Below are 16,457 nucleotides of genomic sequence, written 5' to 3' on the forward strand. Positions count from 1 at the left end.
GCCATAGTTAACCAGGAAAAAGGCTCCTCCTCATGAAGTTAGTTATTCCCGTTGCTCTACCAGAACATTCCTATGATATTGCGATCGCACAACACCTTCCTGATGGCAAGATGACCACAGGTGGCTTAGATGATATTGGGGTTTGGATGAGCCGTCTACAGTTGGGCAAAAAAGTTTTAGTGGTATCTAATCCAGCAATTTTCCGCAGATATGGGAAAAGAGCGATCGCAGCCTTGGAGTTAGTGGGATATCAGGTATCCAGCCTTACCCTGCCTGCTGGTGAACGATACAAAACTGTCAAATCTATCCAAAAGATCTATGATGTTGCCCTAGAAAACCGCCTAGAACGCTCCTCGACTCTAGTGGCATTGGGCGGTGGGGTAATTGGGGATATGACAGGATTTGCAGCTGCTACTTGGCTAAGGGGAATTAATTTCGTCCAGGTACCCACATCGCTGTTGGCCATGGTTGATGCTTCAGTTGGTGGCAAGACTGGGGTCAATCACCCCAAGGGCAAAAACTTGATTGGTGCCTTCCATCAACCACAATTTGTCTTAATTGACCCCTCGGTCTTAAAAACATTGCCAGCCCGAGAATTGCGAGCAGGGATGGCAGAAGTGATTAAGTATGGGATTATCTGGGATGAAGAGCTATTTGTGAAACTAGAGGAATCGAAGCGACTTGACCAATTGCGTTACCTGAAAAAGGATTTATTAGAAACAATTCTGTCTCGGTCTTGTCAAGCTAAAGCGGATGTGGTAAGCCAGGATGAGAAAGAAGCTGGGATTAGAGCTATTTTGAACTATGGTCACACCATTGGTCATGCCGTAGAAAGCTTAACTGGCTACAAGTTAGTGAATCATGGGGAAGCCGTAGCGATTGGAATGGTAGCGGCAGGGCAGATTGCTGTGGGACTCCAGATGTGGCAGCCAGAAGAGGCCGAACGCCAGGATGCTTTAATCGCAAAAGCTGGACTACCTACTAAGTTACCCAGTGGGCTAGATATTGATGCCATTATTGATACCCTGCAAACGGATAAGAAGGTAAAAGACGGTAAGGTAAGATTTGTTTTGCCTACCAAGATTGGTGAAGTAACCTTGACAGATCAGGTGCCAACTGATCTGATTAGGGAAGTGCTTCGGCAAATGCAGCTATAGCAAAGGGAATCGGGAGTGGGGAATCGGGAATCGGGAATCGGGAATCGGGAATCGGGAGTGGGGAATCGGGAATCGGGAATCGGGAATCGGGAGTCGGGAATCGGGAGTCGCTTACAAGGGTAGGTTTTTGAGAAAGGGGTGAGTAGGTACTTTTATAGCACTACCCATTAAGCTTAGGACATTCCTAAACTCTGAAACTTAGTCATAGCTTACTTCTGACTTCTGACGCAAGAACCTTGCTGACTTGCGCGTAGCGCTATATTACGTATAAATTCCTCAAAATATGTATCACCATACACAATAATTTCCCGGATAATTATCCCCATTTCCCGCTTTTCCCGATTCCCCACTCCCGATTCCCCACTCCCGACTCCCGATTCCCGATTCCCCACTCCCGATTCCCCACTCCCAACTCAAATGTCAAGGTTTGATAACTTGCTCAAAACATCTATCGAAGATGCTATGAAACCATTGAGAACCGGCCAAAGGGTTGACCCCTCATGTCACTCAATTCCTGACTGGGTAAGACTCTCCCCAGGTTACCCTAGGGGGCGGAAAGGATTTGCCCACACCATTATCCATAGCAATTAGGGAAAGTTGATCGAGAAATCGCAAAATTTTGAAAATGAGCTAGGGTAGACATTGGCACCAATCTAGATTTCAATTTAGGGTTAGGTTGCCATTGACACACGAAAATTACCCAAAGCTATGGGCAAAGGGCTTATTGCCCCACGTTAAGGGTGAAATTAACAAAAAAATATGCGACCTTAGCAGTAGTGGCAATTCGTTGTAATTCGGTTCCAGTTGAGAGGCAATATTAATGAGTGATGGTATGGCATTCCTGACGGGGGCTGCCTTTGCCGGAATGGCAGCATTGTTTCTCCTCAAAGGAGGAGGCAATATGGTGGCGAATAACCTTCCCTCTTCCCAACCCTTCCAAATTTCCCCTAACAATCCCTATAATTCCCCTTACACAGATCAACCGCCAAACCAGGCTCTAGCTTCACCGAACTTAAATAATTTAAATAATAATTTAAATAATATGCTCAATGTTGAACAGCAGCGGCGGGACACTGAGCAGCTCAAAGCTATGGTTGAGCAACAACGAGCTGAAACTGAACAGCTCAAAGCCCAACTTCACAATCAGCAGTTACTGCTAGACAATCTAACTGCTCAGGTTGATGCCAGTGTGATCAGGGCTCCTGAGCAACTAATCCCTAATCGTAAAACTACTAATGAAACCGCAAATACCCTCATGTCAGGAATACTTTGGGGACTTGGCGGTATGGCGGTAACCATTGGTGGTGGTGCCGTTGTGATTGGCGGGTTAGCCTTGATATCACGACCACAGCGTCCTCCTCGTACAACTTACGTGGTCCAACACCCCTACTCTAGTGCTCCTCCTTCCCTACCAGCGAGACGGCGCTCTGAGTTTATGTCTCATCAATATGATGATAGACTTTATGACCGGATGGACTACGAATAGATTGTCCAAGTCTACTCATCGTAGTATAGGTCATCCTCAGAGTCTAGGAATTTCAAGGATTTCCCCAAAAGCTGCCACACTAGAGGTGCGATCGCTCCCCCAAGAAGACCAATACCAACGCTAACAGCCAAAACAACACCGATTGGCAGATCAATTGACTCGAAGACTAAAAACTTCACGGATACTTCCGTGATATTTTGGATCGAGAAAATAGCGATCGCGCCAATCCAAATAGCAACTATCAGAGATGTCAGAAGTAAGCCAAGTTTTATGATCTGGGAATAGTTCATTATGGTAACTAGTTAATGGTGACTAGTTCGACTCTATTTATTATTTTTTCTAGCACAGTAGCCCTTTGAATACCTGATTCTGTCAACAGTAGGTGTAGGGTGGGCAAATAATTTTAGTTTCACCAAAAGTACAGTTATCATCGACATGCAGCCCACCCTACTGACTCTGGTGTAGGGTGGGCAAATAATTATAGTTTCACCAAAAGTACAGTTCTCATCTCCCTTTGCCCACCCTACTGACTGACTATGTCACAATGGCTGGTAAGGATAGCCGGAGGTGAGAGCGATGCCCCAACTACTCGACCAAACCACCGATCAACGCATCGTACATGATGGCACCTGGGAACAGTTTAAGTTGATCCAGAAGGGCTTTGATGGTTCTCCTGGTGTTCGGCTGTTTTACTTTGATGGGATAATCGAGATTCTGATGCCAGGACGAGAACATGAAATTTTTGCCAGTATCATCGGTTACTTAATCACAACCTTTCTGACGGAAAAGGGCATTTTGTTTCAGCCAACTCGCTCAATGACTCAGGAAAAAGAAGGCGTCGCCTCTGCCCAAGCTGACGATTCTTACTGCATCGGTAGTGTTAAGCCAATTCCAGATTTGTCCATTGAAGTGGTTTTTAGTAGTGGTGGCATCAGCAAGTTAGAACGTTATCAAGCTTTAGGTGTTCCAGAGGTTTGGTTTTGGGAAGATGGATTACTAAAGCTTTATCATCTTCAAGATGGCAGTTATGTCCCCATCGAGCGTAGCTTGCTACCCGGACTGAGTGAATTGGATCTTGATTGGTTCAGACACTGTGTTTTGATGGCGGAAACCGATGCGGGAGAAGCGATTAGAGCGTTTCGTAGGCAGATTTAGGGTAAGCTGTCAGCTGTCAGCTTTCAGCTAAAGCGCTACGCGCACGCTACGCGAACAGCTATCAGTTGGGTAGGGTGGGCAAATAATCATAGTTTCACCAAAAGTACAGTAATCATCGACATGCAGCCCACCCTACAAAAGCGATTGGCCGTAGGCCACGCTACGCGATCGCACTAATAACCTTCAACCTCATAACCTTGGCCAAAAGGCCACGCTACGCGAACAACCAACTAACCTTCAACCTGATAACCCAAAAAAAATAGTTCCCTCTAGACTGGCCCCACCACATGGCTATCATAAAAGGTAATTATGTTTCCTGAAGGTTCAGATACATCAAACACACTGTGTATTCGCCCTTCGCGAATTTCGCTCGGTGCATAGCCAGCCTCTTGCAGGGCGACTTGTTGAGCCTTCAAATCATCAACCATCAGATCAAAACTCGCTTGTCCTGGTGCCGCTTCAGGTTTATTTCTAAGCACCAGATGGGTTCCCCCTCTCAATTCAAGTACTGCTAACTCTTGAAATTCAGCAACCTTAAGCATTCCCACAAACTCGAAGAAGTCGAGAGATTTTTTGAAGTCTGAAACGTTTAACAAGATAGGGGAGGCAAGAGGGGGCGAAATTCCCCCACCTCGTCCAGGTGTTGAAGTTACCGTAAGGATAGTGGAGCCTTAATCAAAAAGTTTTAACCCTTTTATACATAACCGACCAACCATAAAGGCTCCACTATCCTAAGGTTTCGTTTCTGGGATGGATAGCCCCTTCAAATGCCAGAGACCTGTTTCCTTACCCAACTCTCTATATATTCTCCAACGCTTACCCCGGAGTCTTCAGCCGACAATTGCAACCATTTCCAAGTAGTATCTGTTAACCAGATTCCGTGTTGTCTTTTTAGCTCGTCATAATGAGCGGGTGCTCCCCTCATTCTTTTCTGAGGCTTTTTCCTTTTTGTGCTTGACATTTGTATTTACCATCAACTATACTAAAATAATATCAGCCCAAGCACGAAGATTTCAAGGAGGTGGTTTCATTCATGGCGAATCTCAGACATACATTTCGTCTGTATCCTAACAAAACAGCTGCGTCAAAGATGTTTTACGCGAGAAAAATGCACCAGTTGCTTTATAACGCTGGGATAGGCGATCGCCGCTATGAATGGAAAGCAAATAAAAAGTCCATAGGATATCTTGATCAACAAAACTGCTTGCCCGCCTTCAAGGAATGTTGGCCGGAGTACAAGGAGTTATATAGTACTTCCTTGCAAGCGACCCTTAAGAGGGTAGACCTGGCATATAATCGCTTCTTTCTTGGGTTAAGTGAAATTCCCAAATATAAGCCAATTCGGAAATACTCCGGATGGACTTATCCCAGTAAGGCTGGTTGGAAGGCTAATACTGACGGAAAAGATGGAACTTTGACGTTGAATGACCTCGGACTCACTATAAAGATGCGTGGTCAGGCCAAGTTTTGGGGGACACCAACGACTCTAACAATTACGTACAAGTCTAGTGTAAACGCTTGGTATGCTTCAATAACCGTTAAAGTAGAAACCCCCGACACTAAATATGGTTCAGGATCTGACTTAACGTACGAGAAAATCGTAGCCTATGACTTAGGGACTGAAACAGCAATCACAGCTTTCAACGGCAGCGAGTTTGAGGAGATAGCCAACCAGCGTTTTACGAAGACTCTAGAGCCTAAAGTGAAGGCCGCCGGGAAGGAAAAGCGCAGGAAGCAGGCTCCTAATTTCAAAAAAAGTATAAAGGCGTCTAAGCGTTGGAAAAAAGCCAACAAAAAAGAATCCCAACTAAAGAGGAAAGCGGGTAACGCGCGTAAAGATTGGCAACACAAGGTTACATCAGATTTATCTAGTCGTTATGACATCGGCGTAACCGAGAAGCTCAATACGAAAGGAATGACCCGGAAAGCCAAGAAAGGGTCGAAAAGAAGGAAACAAAAAGCTGGATTAAACAAAGCCATTCTGGATGTAGGATTCGGTACTCTCAATAAAATGCTGACCTACAAAATCGAACTCAAAGGCGGAATTGTTCTTCAACTACCGACTAGACAACTAAAGCCATCTCAGCGTTGTCCAGAATGTGGAAAGGTTCACAAAGACTGGGCTGAACTGTCGAATAGATACCACGTCTGTGATATTTGCGGCTTTGGGTTCGATAGAGACAAGACAAGCGCAATAGTGATGTTCAATGCAGCATTAGGAAAACAGCCGGGGTACGGTGCTGACCTCGATAAACGTGGATTTTCTAGCTCTACTTCAAAGACCAGAAAGCATACTGGATCAATGAAGCAACTGGGAAAGATGAAGCGTCAAAAATCACGCTCTAAGGATGGGGTAGCTGACACCCCGTCCTGGCCGTAGGCCACGCTACGCGAACGAACAGGGCGGGGTAGTTCATGCTAACATGCCCAATCCAAATAGGAGGGCGTTGATCTGACTGTGGATTATTTGGAGTCATGGTTCTTACTCTAAAACGGTTGGATATTGTTCAAATTTCTGTGAAGTAAGCATTCAGCTGTCAGGTGTCAGCTAATGGGCTATGCGCACGCTACGCGAACAGTTGGGTAGGGTGGGCTGCGTCATGATCGTTTCTACAAAAGTACAGTAATCATCGACCTTTGCCCACCCGACAAAAGCGATTACGCACCGACGCACGCTAAGCGATCGCACTTTCTATTCTTATTAATCTATCAATCTTAAATTCTCCTCTTATTAATCTATCAATCTTAAATTCTCCCGTTTGCCCATTGCGCACCGGCCCACGCTACGCTGGGTTTATTTTAAGCTGACGGCTGACAGCTGACAGCTGACTGCTTACATAACCTTCAACCAACTAACCTTCAACCTGATAACCTTCAACCTGATAACCTTCAACCTGATAACCTTCAACCAACTAACCTTCAACCAACTAACCTTCAACTAACTAACCTTCAACCAACTAACCTTCAACCAACTAACCCCAAAAAAATAGCCGCAGAAATACTTTCCACGGCTAGGAATTTTCGCTTATGCACTCAATTTTATCACCTATCTGTTCGCGTCGCAAACAGACCGGAGCCTTTGTCCGTAAGCATTCAGCTATCAGCTATCAGCATTCAGTAGTGGTGTCGGGTGGGCAAATAATCATAGTTTCACCATTTGTACAGTTATCATTGATATTTGTCCACCCTACAAAGCTATCTGTTCGCTATCAGCATTCAGTAGTGGTGTAGGGTGGGCAAATAATCATAGTTTCACCATTTGTACAGTTATCATCGACCTTTGCCCACCCTACAAAGCGCGATATTTCTACTGACGGCTGACGGCTGACGGCTGACGGCTAACCTTTGGCCAGGGGGGAAACCCCCCCAGAAATTTAAGGTCTTAACGCCAAATCCAATATCTGATCATAATCGTAATAAATTCTCCTGGATTTCCCGTCGGCTGAAGAGGACCCCAGTCAGTAAGTTGAGCGTAGCCCAAGCCATTAAGGATATACACCGTATGGGTTATTTGCTCGCGAGACCCCTTCAAAATGTACGGAACAATGAATCCGTTTGAATTATTGTTTGAATTTGGCTGAGAGTTTTGAGGCATAGTCGAATAATTGTTTTTAGGTTAATAAATATAATCATAATGATTATAAATTAATTTGTCAAGGGTTTTTAGATTTTTTTTTGTTGAGGGGTAATTGAAATAAAGGTAAGCTATCAGCTATCAGCAAAATGCTTAAAATTTTGCTCGTTCGCGTAGCGTGCGCCGAAGCGCAAATGGTATAATTTAATGGGTTTAAATTTGGATATCTTATGAATAATATTTGGAAATTTTGTAGGGTGCGTTAGGCGGTTTGGGTGAGAAGATTATATGATATAACCAAGCGTTGAAGCCGTAACGCACCGTGGTATTGGTTGAGAATGGTTTGGTTTCAATTTGGATATAGAATGAATATAATTTTGGGATTTTGTAGGGTGCGTTAGGCGGTTTGGGTGAGAAGATTATATGATATAACCAAGCGTTGAAGCCGTAACGCACCATGGTATTGGTTAATGATAGTTTGGTTTCAATTTGTATATAGATGGTGCGTTACATTTTATTAACGCACCCTACAAGAGCGGACGCACTAGTTAGAACGAACCGCACACATTTCATTAACGCACCCTACAAGAGCGGACGCACTACCTGTGCCGCGAGCGCTCGGGTGACTGGGGTAAGAACCGTATAACCTTCCCTTACATCTCATTTTTTTTTTGCTTTCCACCTTTTTTGCTTTTTGGTTTGTATGCCTTTTCCTTAGTCGATATTCCGATCATATAATATCCACACTGGCCTGGAGTCTTCCCACCAACTTTCCACTTCTTTGTTGTCCCTTTCCTTTCTTTTCTTTATTCTCCATGTTTTCGCATATACTATCATGTCCCTTTGCACACCATATATTCCTATCTCTGCTTCCCGTGCGTTTTTTCGAATTTCGTGTGCTTCTATTTTTATACTTAGCTGATCCTCCTCATTACTGCTAAGCAGTTTCGTGAGTGATATTATCACCCGCTCCCCTTCCCTTTTCTTTATTGCATCCTCCTTTATTACTCTCTTTTCTGTTTGTAATTCCTTTCTTTCCTCTAGGTTGTCCTTGTGGGGCAACATGTCCCGGTTTTCTATCTTTTCCTGTGGATTTATATTTGGTGTGTTATCTGTTTCAGACTCCGACTTGTCCTTGTCTTTTTTGATATCCCCGACTACCTTCTTTAATTTGGATTCCGAGTCCTTGGTGTATATCTCATGGACTGCAACGAAGTTGTTGTTTATAAATTCTAGCTCACTGACGTTATTTTTCAATGCCTTAGTCGATTCGATTTCTACACCTTGTTTGGCTTTTTCCACGCTCTTAACGTCTGTTAATTTGAAGCTTCCATCATTCGTTACCCAATACTGGAAGTCATGTATATCAAAATTCCCTTTCAAGAACTGCTTGGCTGTTATTAGCAACCTTTCAATTTTGGTTTTATCATTTGATAATATCCAATCCTTTAAAAACATACCTTCCCAATTTATACCACCATATATGTCCCGATTTTTGACCTCTACGCCATGGATTCTCTCTATCAATACACCTTCAATCTTTTTAACTTCTCCTTCATTATTCCAGGTTAGTGTAACTGGCTTGTCTCCCATTTTTCCTACCAACTCTTGATCAAACCAACTTAAGGTCTTTTTCCTTTGTTCAATTGTATTTTTAATTTCGCCATTTTTGTGTGAAAGAAGGACCCAAGCATCGGTTTCATTGAGCTCGTATGCCACGTGATGCGAACTTTCACCTAGCTTGCTTTTTATTGTATATTGTGTCTCGGTCGTTTCTTTCTCTGCCAACTCCTCTCCCTTCTTCCTTCCCTTACCGTCGTTTGTCCTCTGAATTGAGGCCACGCCCGCCTTGTTGGGCTTTCCAGCCCGTGCCACTCTACTGGTGAGGCTCTCCTTCTCTGCTTTTTCGGTGCTGCCTCTACGGTGGTCGCCTTGCCAATTTTTGGCCGCCTTTTGCCCCATGCGGTCGGCTTCCGTTTCCAACCACTGGTTGTCGTTGACTGGAGCCCCCTTTGCTTCAATCGTCGGCCTCACCCTTCCCTGCTTCTGCTGCACCACATGCCAAGCCTCATGGGCCAAATGCTTCTCCTGCCCCGGCGCTACATGAATATCCGTCCCCTGTGTATAAGCCAATGCCTGCAACTGTGCCGGTTTCGAGGAATTGTAATGTACCCTCACATCATCCATCGAGTAACCCGAGAGGTTTTCAACGCCTGCTTTGAGGCGATCAGGCAAGCCAGTTTTGTTTTGATTATCACTCCTCGATGCCCTCAAGCTTTCGCCATATGTCACCGAATCCCCCGTCAACGGTTGTGCTGCTCGCTGCACCATTCTCCTTTTAGGCTGCACTACCATATGCCCACCGACCTTCGCCCCTTCCTGGTTTTTATCAACCGGCAGTCCTATCCTTAGCTTTGCTTGCAGCCCCTTTTCATACCATGCTGTGTCGGGCACGTATTGTCCTGATTCTAAGGTGCGCATCACATTCGCACTCATACTTCCCCATTCCCCGACCGCCTCTTCCGCGTTCCACTCCCTTTCCTCGGCTTCCAATATTTCTCTATAACCAATCACTCTGGAGTCTTTCTTTTTTTGAGCAATTGTCCTAGAGGTAGAGTGAGAATATTTCGGTTTATAGGTATGAGTAGTGCGCATAGCTTGTTCTATTTTCCTTGGTAAGTATTCTGCTATCAGCTGTCAGCCGTCAGCTAATCAATGGCAGGTAGTAAACAAGCTGGGGGGTGCTGGTACGGCTGGTTGAAAATCCCTGCTCGTTTTACACTATCCCTACCGTGCCGTAAACCGGCGTCGAAGGTTGACGCATCCCCCCATCACCTGATAGCTGTTCGCTTTGCGTGCGCGTAGCGCATTAGCTGACGGCTGAATGCTTACATCCCCTGTACCCTTGAAGAAAACAATATCAGGCGTAGGGTGGGCAAATTCTGTGAATCTGACCATCAGTACCGTTATCCTGTGCATTTGCTACAAGGCGTAGGGTGGGCAAATTCTGTGAATCTGACCATTAGATCAGGAATACTGTCGATTTGCCCACCCTACAAAAGACTTTTTTTGGGGAATCCTTTGGGCTTCATTAATATACAAATGCTAAGCCAGGTTAAACCAAGAATTACTTACTCGCACCGTATAAGAAACAATTATTAACAACAATTCTTCTATAGCAAAGGGAGTCGGGAGTCGGGAATCGGGAGTCGGGAATCGGGAGTCGGGAATCGGGGTAGGGTGGGCAAATACATGTCATCTGACCAAATCCTCTGGATTCGAGTCAATTTGCCCACCCTACAAGAGTTTTAGATGGTCAATTGCCGGGTTTGGATGGTACATTAGCTGCAACAGTATATTTTGTGATCAGTGATCGACACCCCCGGTCGCCATCTACTATTGGAAATTGTATATTTAGTTGGAGTGGTAAGCCATGGTGAGGCAGATTGAAACCCTATCGAGATCAGCTCTGCAAACGGAAGTATCTCACTTGCGGGAAGAGTTGCAGCTTAGAGACCAGTTAGTGCAGCAGCTGTCTCAAGAACTATTCCGCTTGGTGAAGGGAAATGCTAACTTCAAACCACCCCAAGAGGTGTCTGAGCGCCACAAGGCTCAGATGGTGGTCTTGCGAGAACAGTTGCACGATGTGGAGCAGCAGGTGGAATTTTATCAACAGCAAATTGCCACCCGTGACACGGAAATTAAGCAATTGCGGGATAATGTAGAAGAATTAACCGAGCGCTCCCGTCAGCTAGAACAAGTTGTACAAGAGCTACCAAAAATTTATCACCAGAAGTTTTCGGAACGGATGGCACCAGTTAAGGAGAAGGTGACCATGTTACAGCGAGAAAACCGACAACTCCACGCCGAACTCCAGAGTGTAAGTTACCGACTAGCGGTCAGAAGCCGCAATATCACCCGGGTTGATCTACCGAGCTTCAATCGTCAGAATGCTAGTCCAATCCCAACCTTTGGTAGTGTCTAAAAGGCTTAGGCTTAGGGGTGCGTCAACTGGATGGTTGAAGGTTGGGTTGTTGAAGGTTGAAGGTTGGGTTGTTGAAGGTTGGGTTGTTGAAGGTTGAAGGTTGAAGGTTTCTGTTAAGCTGACGGCTGACAACTGACGGCTGACAGCTGACGTTTCTTGGTAGGTTAGCAACCGTTAACAATGGGGAAAACTTGGGGAAAACTCGGGGAAAACTTTCAACAAATCTGTCAACTGGCTAACTTGTCAACTTGCCAACCCTTCGACTTGACCACCCCATATCATGAGCTACTGTCTTAATCCTAAATGCCAAAATCCCCAAAATCCCAATCAGGCTAGGTTTTGTGCCTATTGTGGAACTAGATTACGATTGGGCGGACGCTTCCGTGCTCTGAGGCTGATTAGTATTGGTGGTATGGGGCGCACGTTTCTGGGGGTGGATGAGGCGGATGATAGCAATAGTAAGTGTATCATCAAACAGTTATCCTTACAACATCAGGATACCAATAATGCTCAGAAAGCGGCTGAGTCCTTCCGCCAAGAAGCTACTAGGCTGCAAGTGCTGGGACAACATCCTCAGATTCCCGAACTTCTGGCCTATTTTGAGGCGGATCATCAATTAGGTATCGCAGGAGAACCTGCTCTAGTCCACAAGTATATCGAGGGGGAAAGCTTAGCCACAGAACTGGAAACAGAAGGGACGTTTAGGGAAAACCAGGTTCGGCAAGTCCTGATTGAATTGCTGCCAGTGCTGCGCTTTATCCATAGTCATCAGGTAATTCATCGGGATATTAATCCCCACAATATCATTCGTCGCCCTCCTCCTGAGTCGTCTTTGTCCCAGCTACCAACACACAAAACCAGGAAAAGGTTTTATTCCTGGGGGGGAAGGGGGAGCGAACTGTTTCTGGTGGATTTCAGTGCTGCTAAGCTGACTACAAAAACTGTGCTAGCACGAACGGGAACTATGATTGGCTCTGCGGCTTACACGGCTTCGGAACAGTTGATGGGGAAAGCGATCGCAACCAGTGATTTGTTCAGTTTAGGGGTTACCTGTATTCATCTGCTTACCAATGTTCACCCCTTTGATATGTTTAATAGTCTAGAAGGGAAGTGGGTTTGGGTCGATTACCTCAGGCAACCTGTCAGTGATCCGCTTATTCGCATCCTGAACAAAATGGTAGAGAATTTACCAAACCAACGCTACCAATCAGCTACTCAAGTCCTCGGAGCACTTGGTTTACCAGAGGATTTCGCTGCTATACCAGTAACGTCTTTATCTACAACAGTTACCCCTAAATTTGATACTCCTACTTGGAAATGTGTACATACTTTTTCCGAAGAGTCCAGTGGAATTAATTCTATCGCCTTTAGCCCGAATGGAGAAACTATAGCTAGTGGTAGTACAGATAAAACTATCACGATTTTTAACTGGCAAGCTAAAACAGTGGTGGCTAAACTTTCAGGACATTTAAATGTGATTGAAGCGGTTAGCTTTAGTCCAGATGGAGAAATTATCGCTAGTAGCAGTTGGGATCATACCATTAAACTATGGCATGAGTATACGGGAAATTTAATTCATACCCTTTGTGGACATTCAGCTTGGGTAAAGTGTTTGGCAATTAGTCACAATGGGCAACTTATAGCTAGCGGTAGTGCGGATCAGACTATTAAGCTTTGGTTGCTGAAGAAGGCATCATTACAGACAACTTTGTTTGGCCATTTAGGAACAGTTAACGCAGTTGCTATTAGTAAACATGGACAACTGCTAGCTAGTGGTAGTGCTGACAAAACCATTAAGCTTTGGAATTTAGTAACTGGTAAGCTCGCCGCAACCATTACTGGACATTCGGCATCGGTAGAGTCACTCACCTTTAGCCCTAGTGGTCAAATCTTAATTAGTGGCAGTGCTGATAAAACCATTAAGATTTGGTTGCTGAAGAGGGATCGGTATTTACAAATACCAAAGAAACCGTTGGTTACTCTGACCGGACATGGGAATGCTGTTAAATCTATTGCTATTAGCCCTCAAGGGAATACGTTAATTAGTGGTAGCGCCGATAAGACTGTCAAAATCTGGCATCCTGGTAGTGGTGAATTGCTCTATACTCTCACCGATCATTTAAGCGCTGTGACTAGCGTTGCTATTAGCCATGATGGTGCTACCATTGCTAGTAGTTCTCAAGATAATACTATTAAGATTTGGAAGTTTGAGTGATGTCAGCTATCAGCTATCAGCTATCAGCTGATGCGCTACGCGCACCCGTGCGCGTTCAGCTTTTGAATAAAACAGGTAAGCATTATCAAATCCTGCTGTTTGCGCGATGCGCACGCTACGGAAGGTTTATTTTAAGCTGACGGCTGACAGCTGACGGCTGACAGCTGACGGGTTTATTTTAGTTGATTTGTCGGAGTTTAGCTAGGCTCTCACACACTGCTGCCCTAACTTTGGAGTTAAACTGCATCTATGGACAGACTCCGATTACCCCTATGGAAATTACGATCCAACTCCCCGATGAAATCGCTAGTCAACTCCAAGTAGGTGACCTCTCCCGCAGAATCCTTGAACTAATTGTGGCTGATCGCTATCGTCAAGGTCACCTTGGTGCTGCCCAAGTCCGCAGAATCCTTAACTTTTCTTCTCGCTGGGAAACCTACCAATTCCTCAAGGAGGAAAAAGCTTACCTTCCCTACACCGAAGCTGACCTAGACGAAGATAGCCAAACCCTGGACAATCTATTTGCCAACCCTGGATGATCGTTGTTTCTAATACTTCCCCGATTAACTACCTAATCCTGATTGGGCAGATTAACCTGCTACCCCAACTGTTTGGGCAAATCATTATTCCCCAAGCAGTGTATGACGAGCTATCAGATGTGGCTGCCCCACCACCTGTGCAAACTTGGATTGCCACCCCACCCCCTTGGCTGAAAATTAGACCCGTTAGCCTATCTTCCGATTCAGTTCTAGATTTGCTAGACCCCGGAGAACTGGCAGCTATTCTTTTAGCTCAAGAACTCACAGCAGATTTAATTTTGCTAGATGATATGAAGGCACGGCGCATAGCAAGGGAACGAGGATTAACCATCACAGGTATTTTGGGGATTTTAGACCGGGCAGCTACTATGAAACTTATCAATTTACCTGTTGTTGTCGATAATCTTAAAAATACATCGTTTTGGGCATCGGAAAGTTTATTAGAAAAGCTTTTAGATAAGCATTCCATGACATGACAACCTCTCTTATAAATCCTAATCAAGATTTCGCTCTATGGGCTGTGTTGCTGTCAGCAGCAACCATTGGATTGTGGGCAGAACGTACTCCTTGGGGAGCTAAACTATCTGGGGCTGTTGTCACCATTTTGGTAACGTTCATCCTATCTAATCTTAGGATTATTCCACCGGATGCTCCCACCTATGGGGTGGTCTGGTCTTATTTAGTTCCATTAGCTATTCCTTTGCTACTATTCCAAGCTGACTTGTTTCGGATTGTGTGGGAGGCTGGGTTTACCTTAATTGCCTATGGCATTGGTGCAGTGGGAACAATCCTAGGAACAGTAGTGGCTTACTATCTCATTCCTTTAGGAGAGCAAGGTTGGCAGTTGGCAGCAATTTTTTGTGCTACCTATATTGGTGGTTCTGTTAATTTTGCGGCAACCGCTGAAAGCACTGGATTAAGAGCAGGAGATTTACTCAGTGCTGGGGTAGCAGCAGATAATTTAGTGATGACCTTGTACTTTTTAGTGCTGTTTGCTTTACCTTCCATGAAGTGGCTACGGGGAATTTTCCCTAACCAGCGCTCTCAGGAGAATACTAATTCTAGTCAGTTTAGTGTCTTTGACTCCCAGTCTCGACAAGGACTCTCTGTTATCAATATCAGTTTGGCATTAGCCATTAGTATGACCATTTGTGCTGTAGGTTATGGTCTCGCTAGCTGGTTGGGTTTCAACAAAGGGGGAATTCTGGTAGAAACGGTTTTAATTGTGATGCTAGCGACACTATTCCCAAGCTATTTAGGTAGGATAACGGCTGCAGAAAAAATTGGCTATCTGCTGATGCAGGTATTTTTTGCTGTAATTGGTGCCAGCGCTAATGTAGAAATAGTGCTACGAGTGGGATCAGTTCTGTTTATTTTTGCTGGATTAATTCTCGCCATCCATTTGTTAGTCTTACTCGGAGTTGGGCGATTGTTGGGTTTAGATTTAGCTGAGTTAGTAATTGCGTCCAATGCTAATATGGGTGGGCCAACTACAGCAGCGGCTATGGCGACAGCACGGCAGTGGGATAAGCTAGTTACTCCAGCGATTCTTTGCGGTACTCTGGGTTATGCAGTAGCTACGTTTATTGGTGTCGGGTTAGGTAATTTTTTGCGGTCTTTGGGTTGATATAGCGCTACGCGCAAGTAAGAAGTCAGAAGTCAGAAGTCAGAAGTAAGTGCGGCTTGTTCCTACTAGGAGCCTCTAGAAAATAGAGGGGTATGAGTAGGGGACTTCGCGAGGAATAAAAACCTCAAAAGTCTAACTGTCTAACGGATGCGGGTGAAAACCCCGCCCTTCAGGAGAGAAGTGACTCCTTATCTGGCCACACCGAGCAGGCGGCAACCTCGCAGAGTGAAGCTGGCAGCAGGGCGCAATCAGGACTGAAACAGGTAGGTTCCCCGGCGCTAATAGGGAGGTGACACGGGTAAACAGATTCTAAAAAAGTGTCTCATGACAAAGCCACAGCCTGGGAAATGTGTGGACTTCATCCTCTCATTCTCGCAGCATATTGCTTGATAGCTGCAATCTCCGAGAAGAGGGTAGGCAAACTGAATCACCCTAAATCACCAAAACAATCCAAAGGACGGAACAAGTAAAAACGACAGCAAACGGTGCGACCCCGTAATTTAATTCGTCAGTGGAAAGCGCACCAGCAGAGGTCTGGGGAAGGGTCGAAACCCCGGTAAGTTATGCCAAATCTAATCCCTCCTGTCGGGTAGGATGTGACCGGAAACTGGTCACGGGTATCTAGAAAACACAAATCAATGAAGAGCATAGTTAGACACATGGTAAAACATAGTGAACTCTGGAAAGAACAAAACTGGAAAAAACTCCGGCAAAATTTA

17 protein-coding genes are annotated in these 16,457 nt (G+C 45.1%); 10 read left to right on the top strand and 7 right to left on the bottom strand.

Annotated features, from left to right (window positions below; all coding sequences use genetic code 11):
• The first annotated feature begins 32 nt into the window (after positions 1 to 32).
• Together aroB and LYNGBM3L_RS50540 are read left to right on the top strand one after the other, a co-directional pair.
• Positions 33 to 1,157 (top strand): 3-dehydroquinate synthase, encoded by a 1,125-nt coding sequence (aroB, locus tag LYNGBM3L_RS23015; RefSeq protein WP_009149367.1) that lies wholly within the window; start codon positions 33 to 35, stop codon positions 1,155 to 1,157.
• A 15-nt stretch (positions 1,158 to 1,172) separates the two neighbouring features.
• The gene (locus LYNGBM3L_RS50540; RefSeq protein ID WP_071986925.1) at positions 1,173 to 1,280 is read left to right on the top strand and encodes an AraC family transcriptional regulator; all 108 of its coding nucleotides are present in this window, start codon (positions 1,173 to 1,175) and stop codon (positions 1,278 to 1,280) included.
• A gap of 86 nt (positions 1,281 to 1,366) precedes the next feature.
• Here the strand turns inward: LYNGBM3L_RS50540 and LYNGBM3L_RS46035 are convergent, their stop codons facing one another.
• The gene (locus tag LYNGBM3L_RS46035) at positions 1,367 to 1,549 is read right to left on the bottom strand and encodes a hypothetical protein (protein WP_081473263.1); all 183 of its coding nucleotides are present in this window, start codon (positions 1,547 to 1,549) and stop codon (positions 1,367 to 1,369) included.
• Between the two features lie 428 nt (positions 1,550 to 1,977).
• Between LYNGBM3L_RS46035 and LYNGBM3L_RS23020 the strand changes: the two genes are divergently transcribed.
• Positions 1,978 to 2,643, top strand: coding sequence for a hypothetical protein (locus LYNGBM3L_RS23020; protein WP_009149370.1), 666 nt, complete (start codon positions 1,978 to 1,980; stop codon positions 2,641 to 2,643).
• 11 nt (positions 2,644 to 2,654) lie between these two features.
• On the opposite strand, the gene LYNGBM3L_RS23025 is transcribed toward LYNGBM3L_RS23020, so the two are convergent.
• On the bottom strand, positions 2,655 to 2,933 hold the full coding sequence (locus tag LYNGBM3L_RS23025; protein WP_009149372.1) for a lipopolysaccharide assembly protein LapA domain-containing protein: 279 nt from the start codon (positions 2,931 to 2,933) through the stop codon (positions 2,655 to 2,657).
• 286 nt (positions 2,934 to 3,219) lie between these two features.
• Between LYNGBM3L_RS23025 and LYNGBM3L_RS23030 the strand changes: the two genes are divergently transcribed.
• Complete coding sequence (locus LYNGBM3L_RS23030; protein ID WP_009149374.1) at positions 3,220 to 3,798, top strand: Uma2 family endonuclease; 579 nt, start codon at positions 3,220 to 3,222, stop codon at positions 3,796 to 3,798.
• Positions 3,799 to 4,067: 269 nt separating this feature from the next.
• On the opposite strand, the gene LYNGBM3L_RS23035 is transcribed toward LYNGBM3L_RS23030, so the two are convergent.
• Both LYNGBM3L_RS23035 and LYNGBM3L_RS23040 read right to left on the bottom strand, forming a co-directional pair.
• Complete coding sequence (locus LYNGBM3L_RS23035; RefSeq protein ID WP_009149376.1) at positions 4,068 to 4,340, bottom strand: glyoxalase/bleomycin resistance/dioxygenase family protein; 273 nt, start codon at positions 4,338 to 4,340, stop codon at positions 4,068 to 4,070.
• 221 nt (positions 4,341 to 4,561) lie between these two features.
• A complete protein-coding gene (locus tag LYNGBM3L_RS23040) occupies positions 4,562 to 4,759 on the bottom strand; it encodes a hypothetical protein (RefSeq protein WP_009149378.1) in 198 nt (65 codons plus the stop codon).
• A 72-nt stretch (positions 4,760 to 4,831) separates the two neighbouring features.
• On the opposite strand from LYNGBM3L_RS23040, the gene LYNGBM3L_RS23045 reads away from it, so the two are divergent.
• Positions 4,832 to 6,178, top strand: coding sequence for an RNA-guided endonuclease InsQ/TnpB family protein (locus LYNGBM3L_RS23045; protein WP_009149380.1), 1,347 nt, complete (start codon positions 4,832 to 4,834; stop codon positions 6,176 to 6,178).
• A gap of 1,908 nt (positions 6,179 to 8,086) precedes the next feature.
• On the opposite strand, the gene LYNGBM3L_RS38775 is transcribed toward LYNGBM3L_RS23045, so the two are convergent.
• Together LYNGBM3L_RS38775 and LYNGBM3L_RS44135 are read right to left on the bottom strand one after the other, a co-directional pair.
• A complete protein-coding gene (locus LYNGBM3L_RS38775) occupies positions 8,087 to 10,027 on the bottom strand; it encodes an eCIS core domain-containing protein (protein WP_009149383.1) in 1,941 nt (646 codons plus the stop codon).
• Positions 10,028 to 10,159: 132 nt separating this feature from the next.
• Positions 10,160 to 10,330 (bottom strand): hypothetical protein, encoded by a 171-nt coding sequence (locus LYNGBM3L_RS44135; RefSeq protein WP_154659886.1) that lies wholly within the window; start codon positions 10,328 to 10,330, stop codon positions 10,160 to 10,162.
• Positions 10,331 to 10,805: 475 nt separating this feature from the next.
• Between LYNGBM3L_RS44135 and LYNGBM3L_RS23055 the strand changes: the two genes are divergently transcribed.
• Positions 10,806 to 11,357 (top strand): Npun_F5560 family protein, encoded by a 552-nt coding sequence (locus LYNGBM3L_RS23055; protein WP_009149385.1) that lies wholly within the window; start codon positions 10,806 to 10,808, stop codon positions 11,355 to 11,357.
• Positions 11,358 to 11,379: 22 nt separating this feature from the next.
• On the opposite strand, the gene LYNGBM3L_RS44140 is transcribed toward LYNGBM3L_RS23055, so the two are convergent.
• Positions 11,380 to 11,538 (bottom strand): hypothetical protein, encoded by a 159-nt coding sequence (locus LYNGBM3L_RS44140; RefSeq protein ID WP_154659887.1) that lies wholly within the window; start codon positions 11,536 to 11,538, stop codon positions 11,380 to 11,382.
• 99 nt (positions 11,539 to 11,637) lie between these two features.
• Here LYNGBM3L_RS44140 and LYNGBM3L_RS23060 point away from each other — a divergent pair, with 99 nt between their 5' ends.
• The 4 genes from LYNGBM3L_RS23060 (at position 11,638) to LYNGBM3L_RS23075 (ending at position 15,738) form a co-directional block, all read left to right on the top strand.
• Entirely contained in the window at positions 11,638 to 13,572 is a 1,935-nt protein-coding gene (locus LYNGBM3L_RS23060; protein WP_009149388.1) for a WD40 repeat domain-containing serine/threonine-protein kinase, read from the top strand.
• 272 nt (positions 13,573 to 13,844) lie between these two features.
• Positions 13,845 to 14,111: a UPF0175 family protein gene (locus tag LYNGBM3L_RS23065; RefSeq protein WP_009149390.1), complete on the top strand. Its 267-nt coding sequence runs from the start codon at positions 13,845 to 13,847 to the stop codon at positions 14,109 to 14,111.
• Complete coding sequence (locus LYNGBM3L_RS23070) at positions 14,108 to 14,587, top strand: PIN domain-containing protein (RefSeq protein ID WP_009149392.1); 480 nt, start codon at positions 14,108 to 14,110, stop codon at positions 14,585 to 14,587. Before LYNGBM3L_RS23065 ends, LYNGBM3L_RS23070 begins: the two co-directional genes overlap by 4 nt.
• A complete protein-coding gene (locus LYNGBM3L_RS23075; protein WP_009149394.1) occupies positions 14,584 to 15,738 on the top strand; it encodes a DUF819 family protein in 1,155 nt (384 codons plus the stop codon). The genes LYNGBM3L_RS23070 and LYNGBM3L_RS23075 overlap by 4 nt, the downstream gene beginning before the upstream one ends.
• Positions 15,739 to 16,457 lie beyond the last annotated feature (719 nt).

The sequence above is a fragment of the Moorena producens 3L genome, assembly GCF_000211815.1.
Lineage (GTDB): Bacteria > Cyanobacteriota > Cyanobacteriia > Cyanobacteriales > Coleofasciculaceae > Moorena > Moorena producens.

Coding starts and splice junctions, on each gene's coding strand:
- LYNGBM3L_RS23070 (WP_009149392.1), top strand. CDS start 14,108: ATGATCGTTGTTTCTAATACTTCCCCGATTAACTACCTAATCCTGATT.
- LYNGBM3L_RS23045 (WP_009149380.1), top strand. CDS start 4,832: ATGGCGAATCTCAGACATACATTTCGTCTGTATCCTAACAAAACAGCT.
- LYNGBM3L_RS23055 (WP_009149385.1), top strand. CDS start 10,806: ATGGTGAGGCAGATTGAAACCCTATCGAGATCAGCTCTGCAAACGGAA.
- LYNGBM3L_RS23020 (WP_009149370.1), top strand. CDS start 1,978: ATGAGTGATGGTATGGCATTCCTGACGGGGGCTGCCTTTGCCGGAATG.
- LYNGBM3L_RS23065 (WP_009149390.1), top strand. CDS start 13,845: ATGGAAATTACGATCCAACTCCCCGATGAAATCGCTAGTCAACTCCAA.
- aroB (WP_009149367.1), top strand. CDS start 33: ATGAAGTTAGTTATTCCCGTTGCTCTACCAGAACATTCCTATGATATT.
- LYNGBM3L_RS23040 (WP_009149378.1), bottom strand. CDS start 4,759: ATGTCAAGCACAAAAAGGAAAAAGCCTCAGAAAAGAATGAGGGGAGCA.
- LYNGBM3L_RS38775 (WP_009149383.1), bottom strand. CDS start 10,027: ATGCGCACTACTCATACCTATAAACCGAAATATTCTCACTCTACCTCT.
- LYNGBM3L_RS23035 (WP_009149376.1), bottom strand. CDS start 4,340: ATGCTTAAGGTTGCTGAATTTCAAGAGTTAGCAGTACTTGAATTGAGA.
- LYNGBM3L_RS23060 (WP_009149388.1), top strand. CDS start 11,638: ATGAGCTACTGTCTTAATCCTAAATGCCAAAATCCCCAAAATCCCAAT.
- LYNGBM3L_RS44135 (WP_154659886.1), bottom strand. CDS start 10,330: ATGGTCAGATTCACAGAATTTGCCCACCCTACGCCTGATATTGTTTTC.
- LYNGBM3L_RS23025 (WP_009149372.1), bottom strand. CDS start 2,933: ATGAACTATTCCCAGATCATAAAACTTGGCTTACTTCTGACATCTCTG.
- LYNGBM3L_RS23030 (WP_009149374.1), top strand. CDS start 3,220: ATGCCCCAACTACTCGACCAAACCACCGATCAACGCATCGTACATGAT.
- LYNGBM3L_RS23075 (WP_009149394.1), top strand. CDS start 14,584: ATGACAACCTCTCTTATAAATCCTAATCAAGATTTCGCTCTATGGGCT.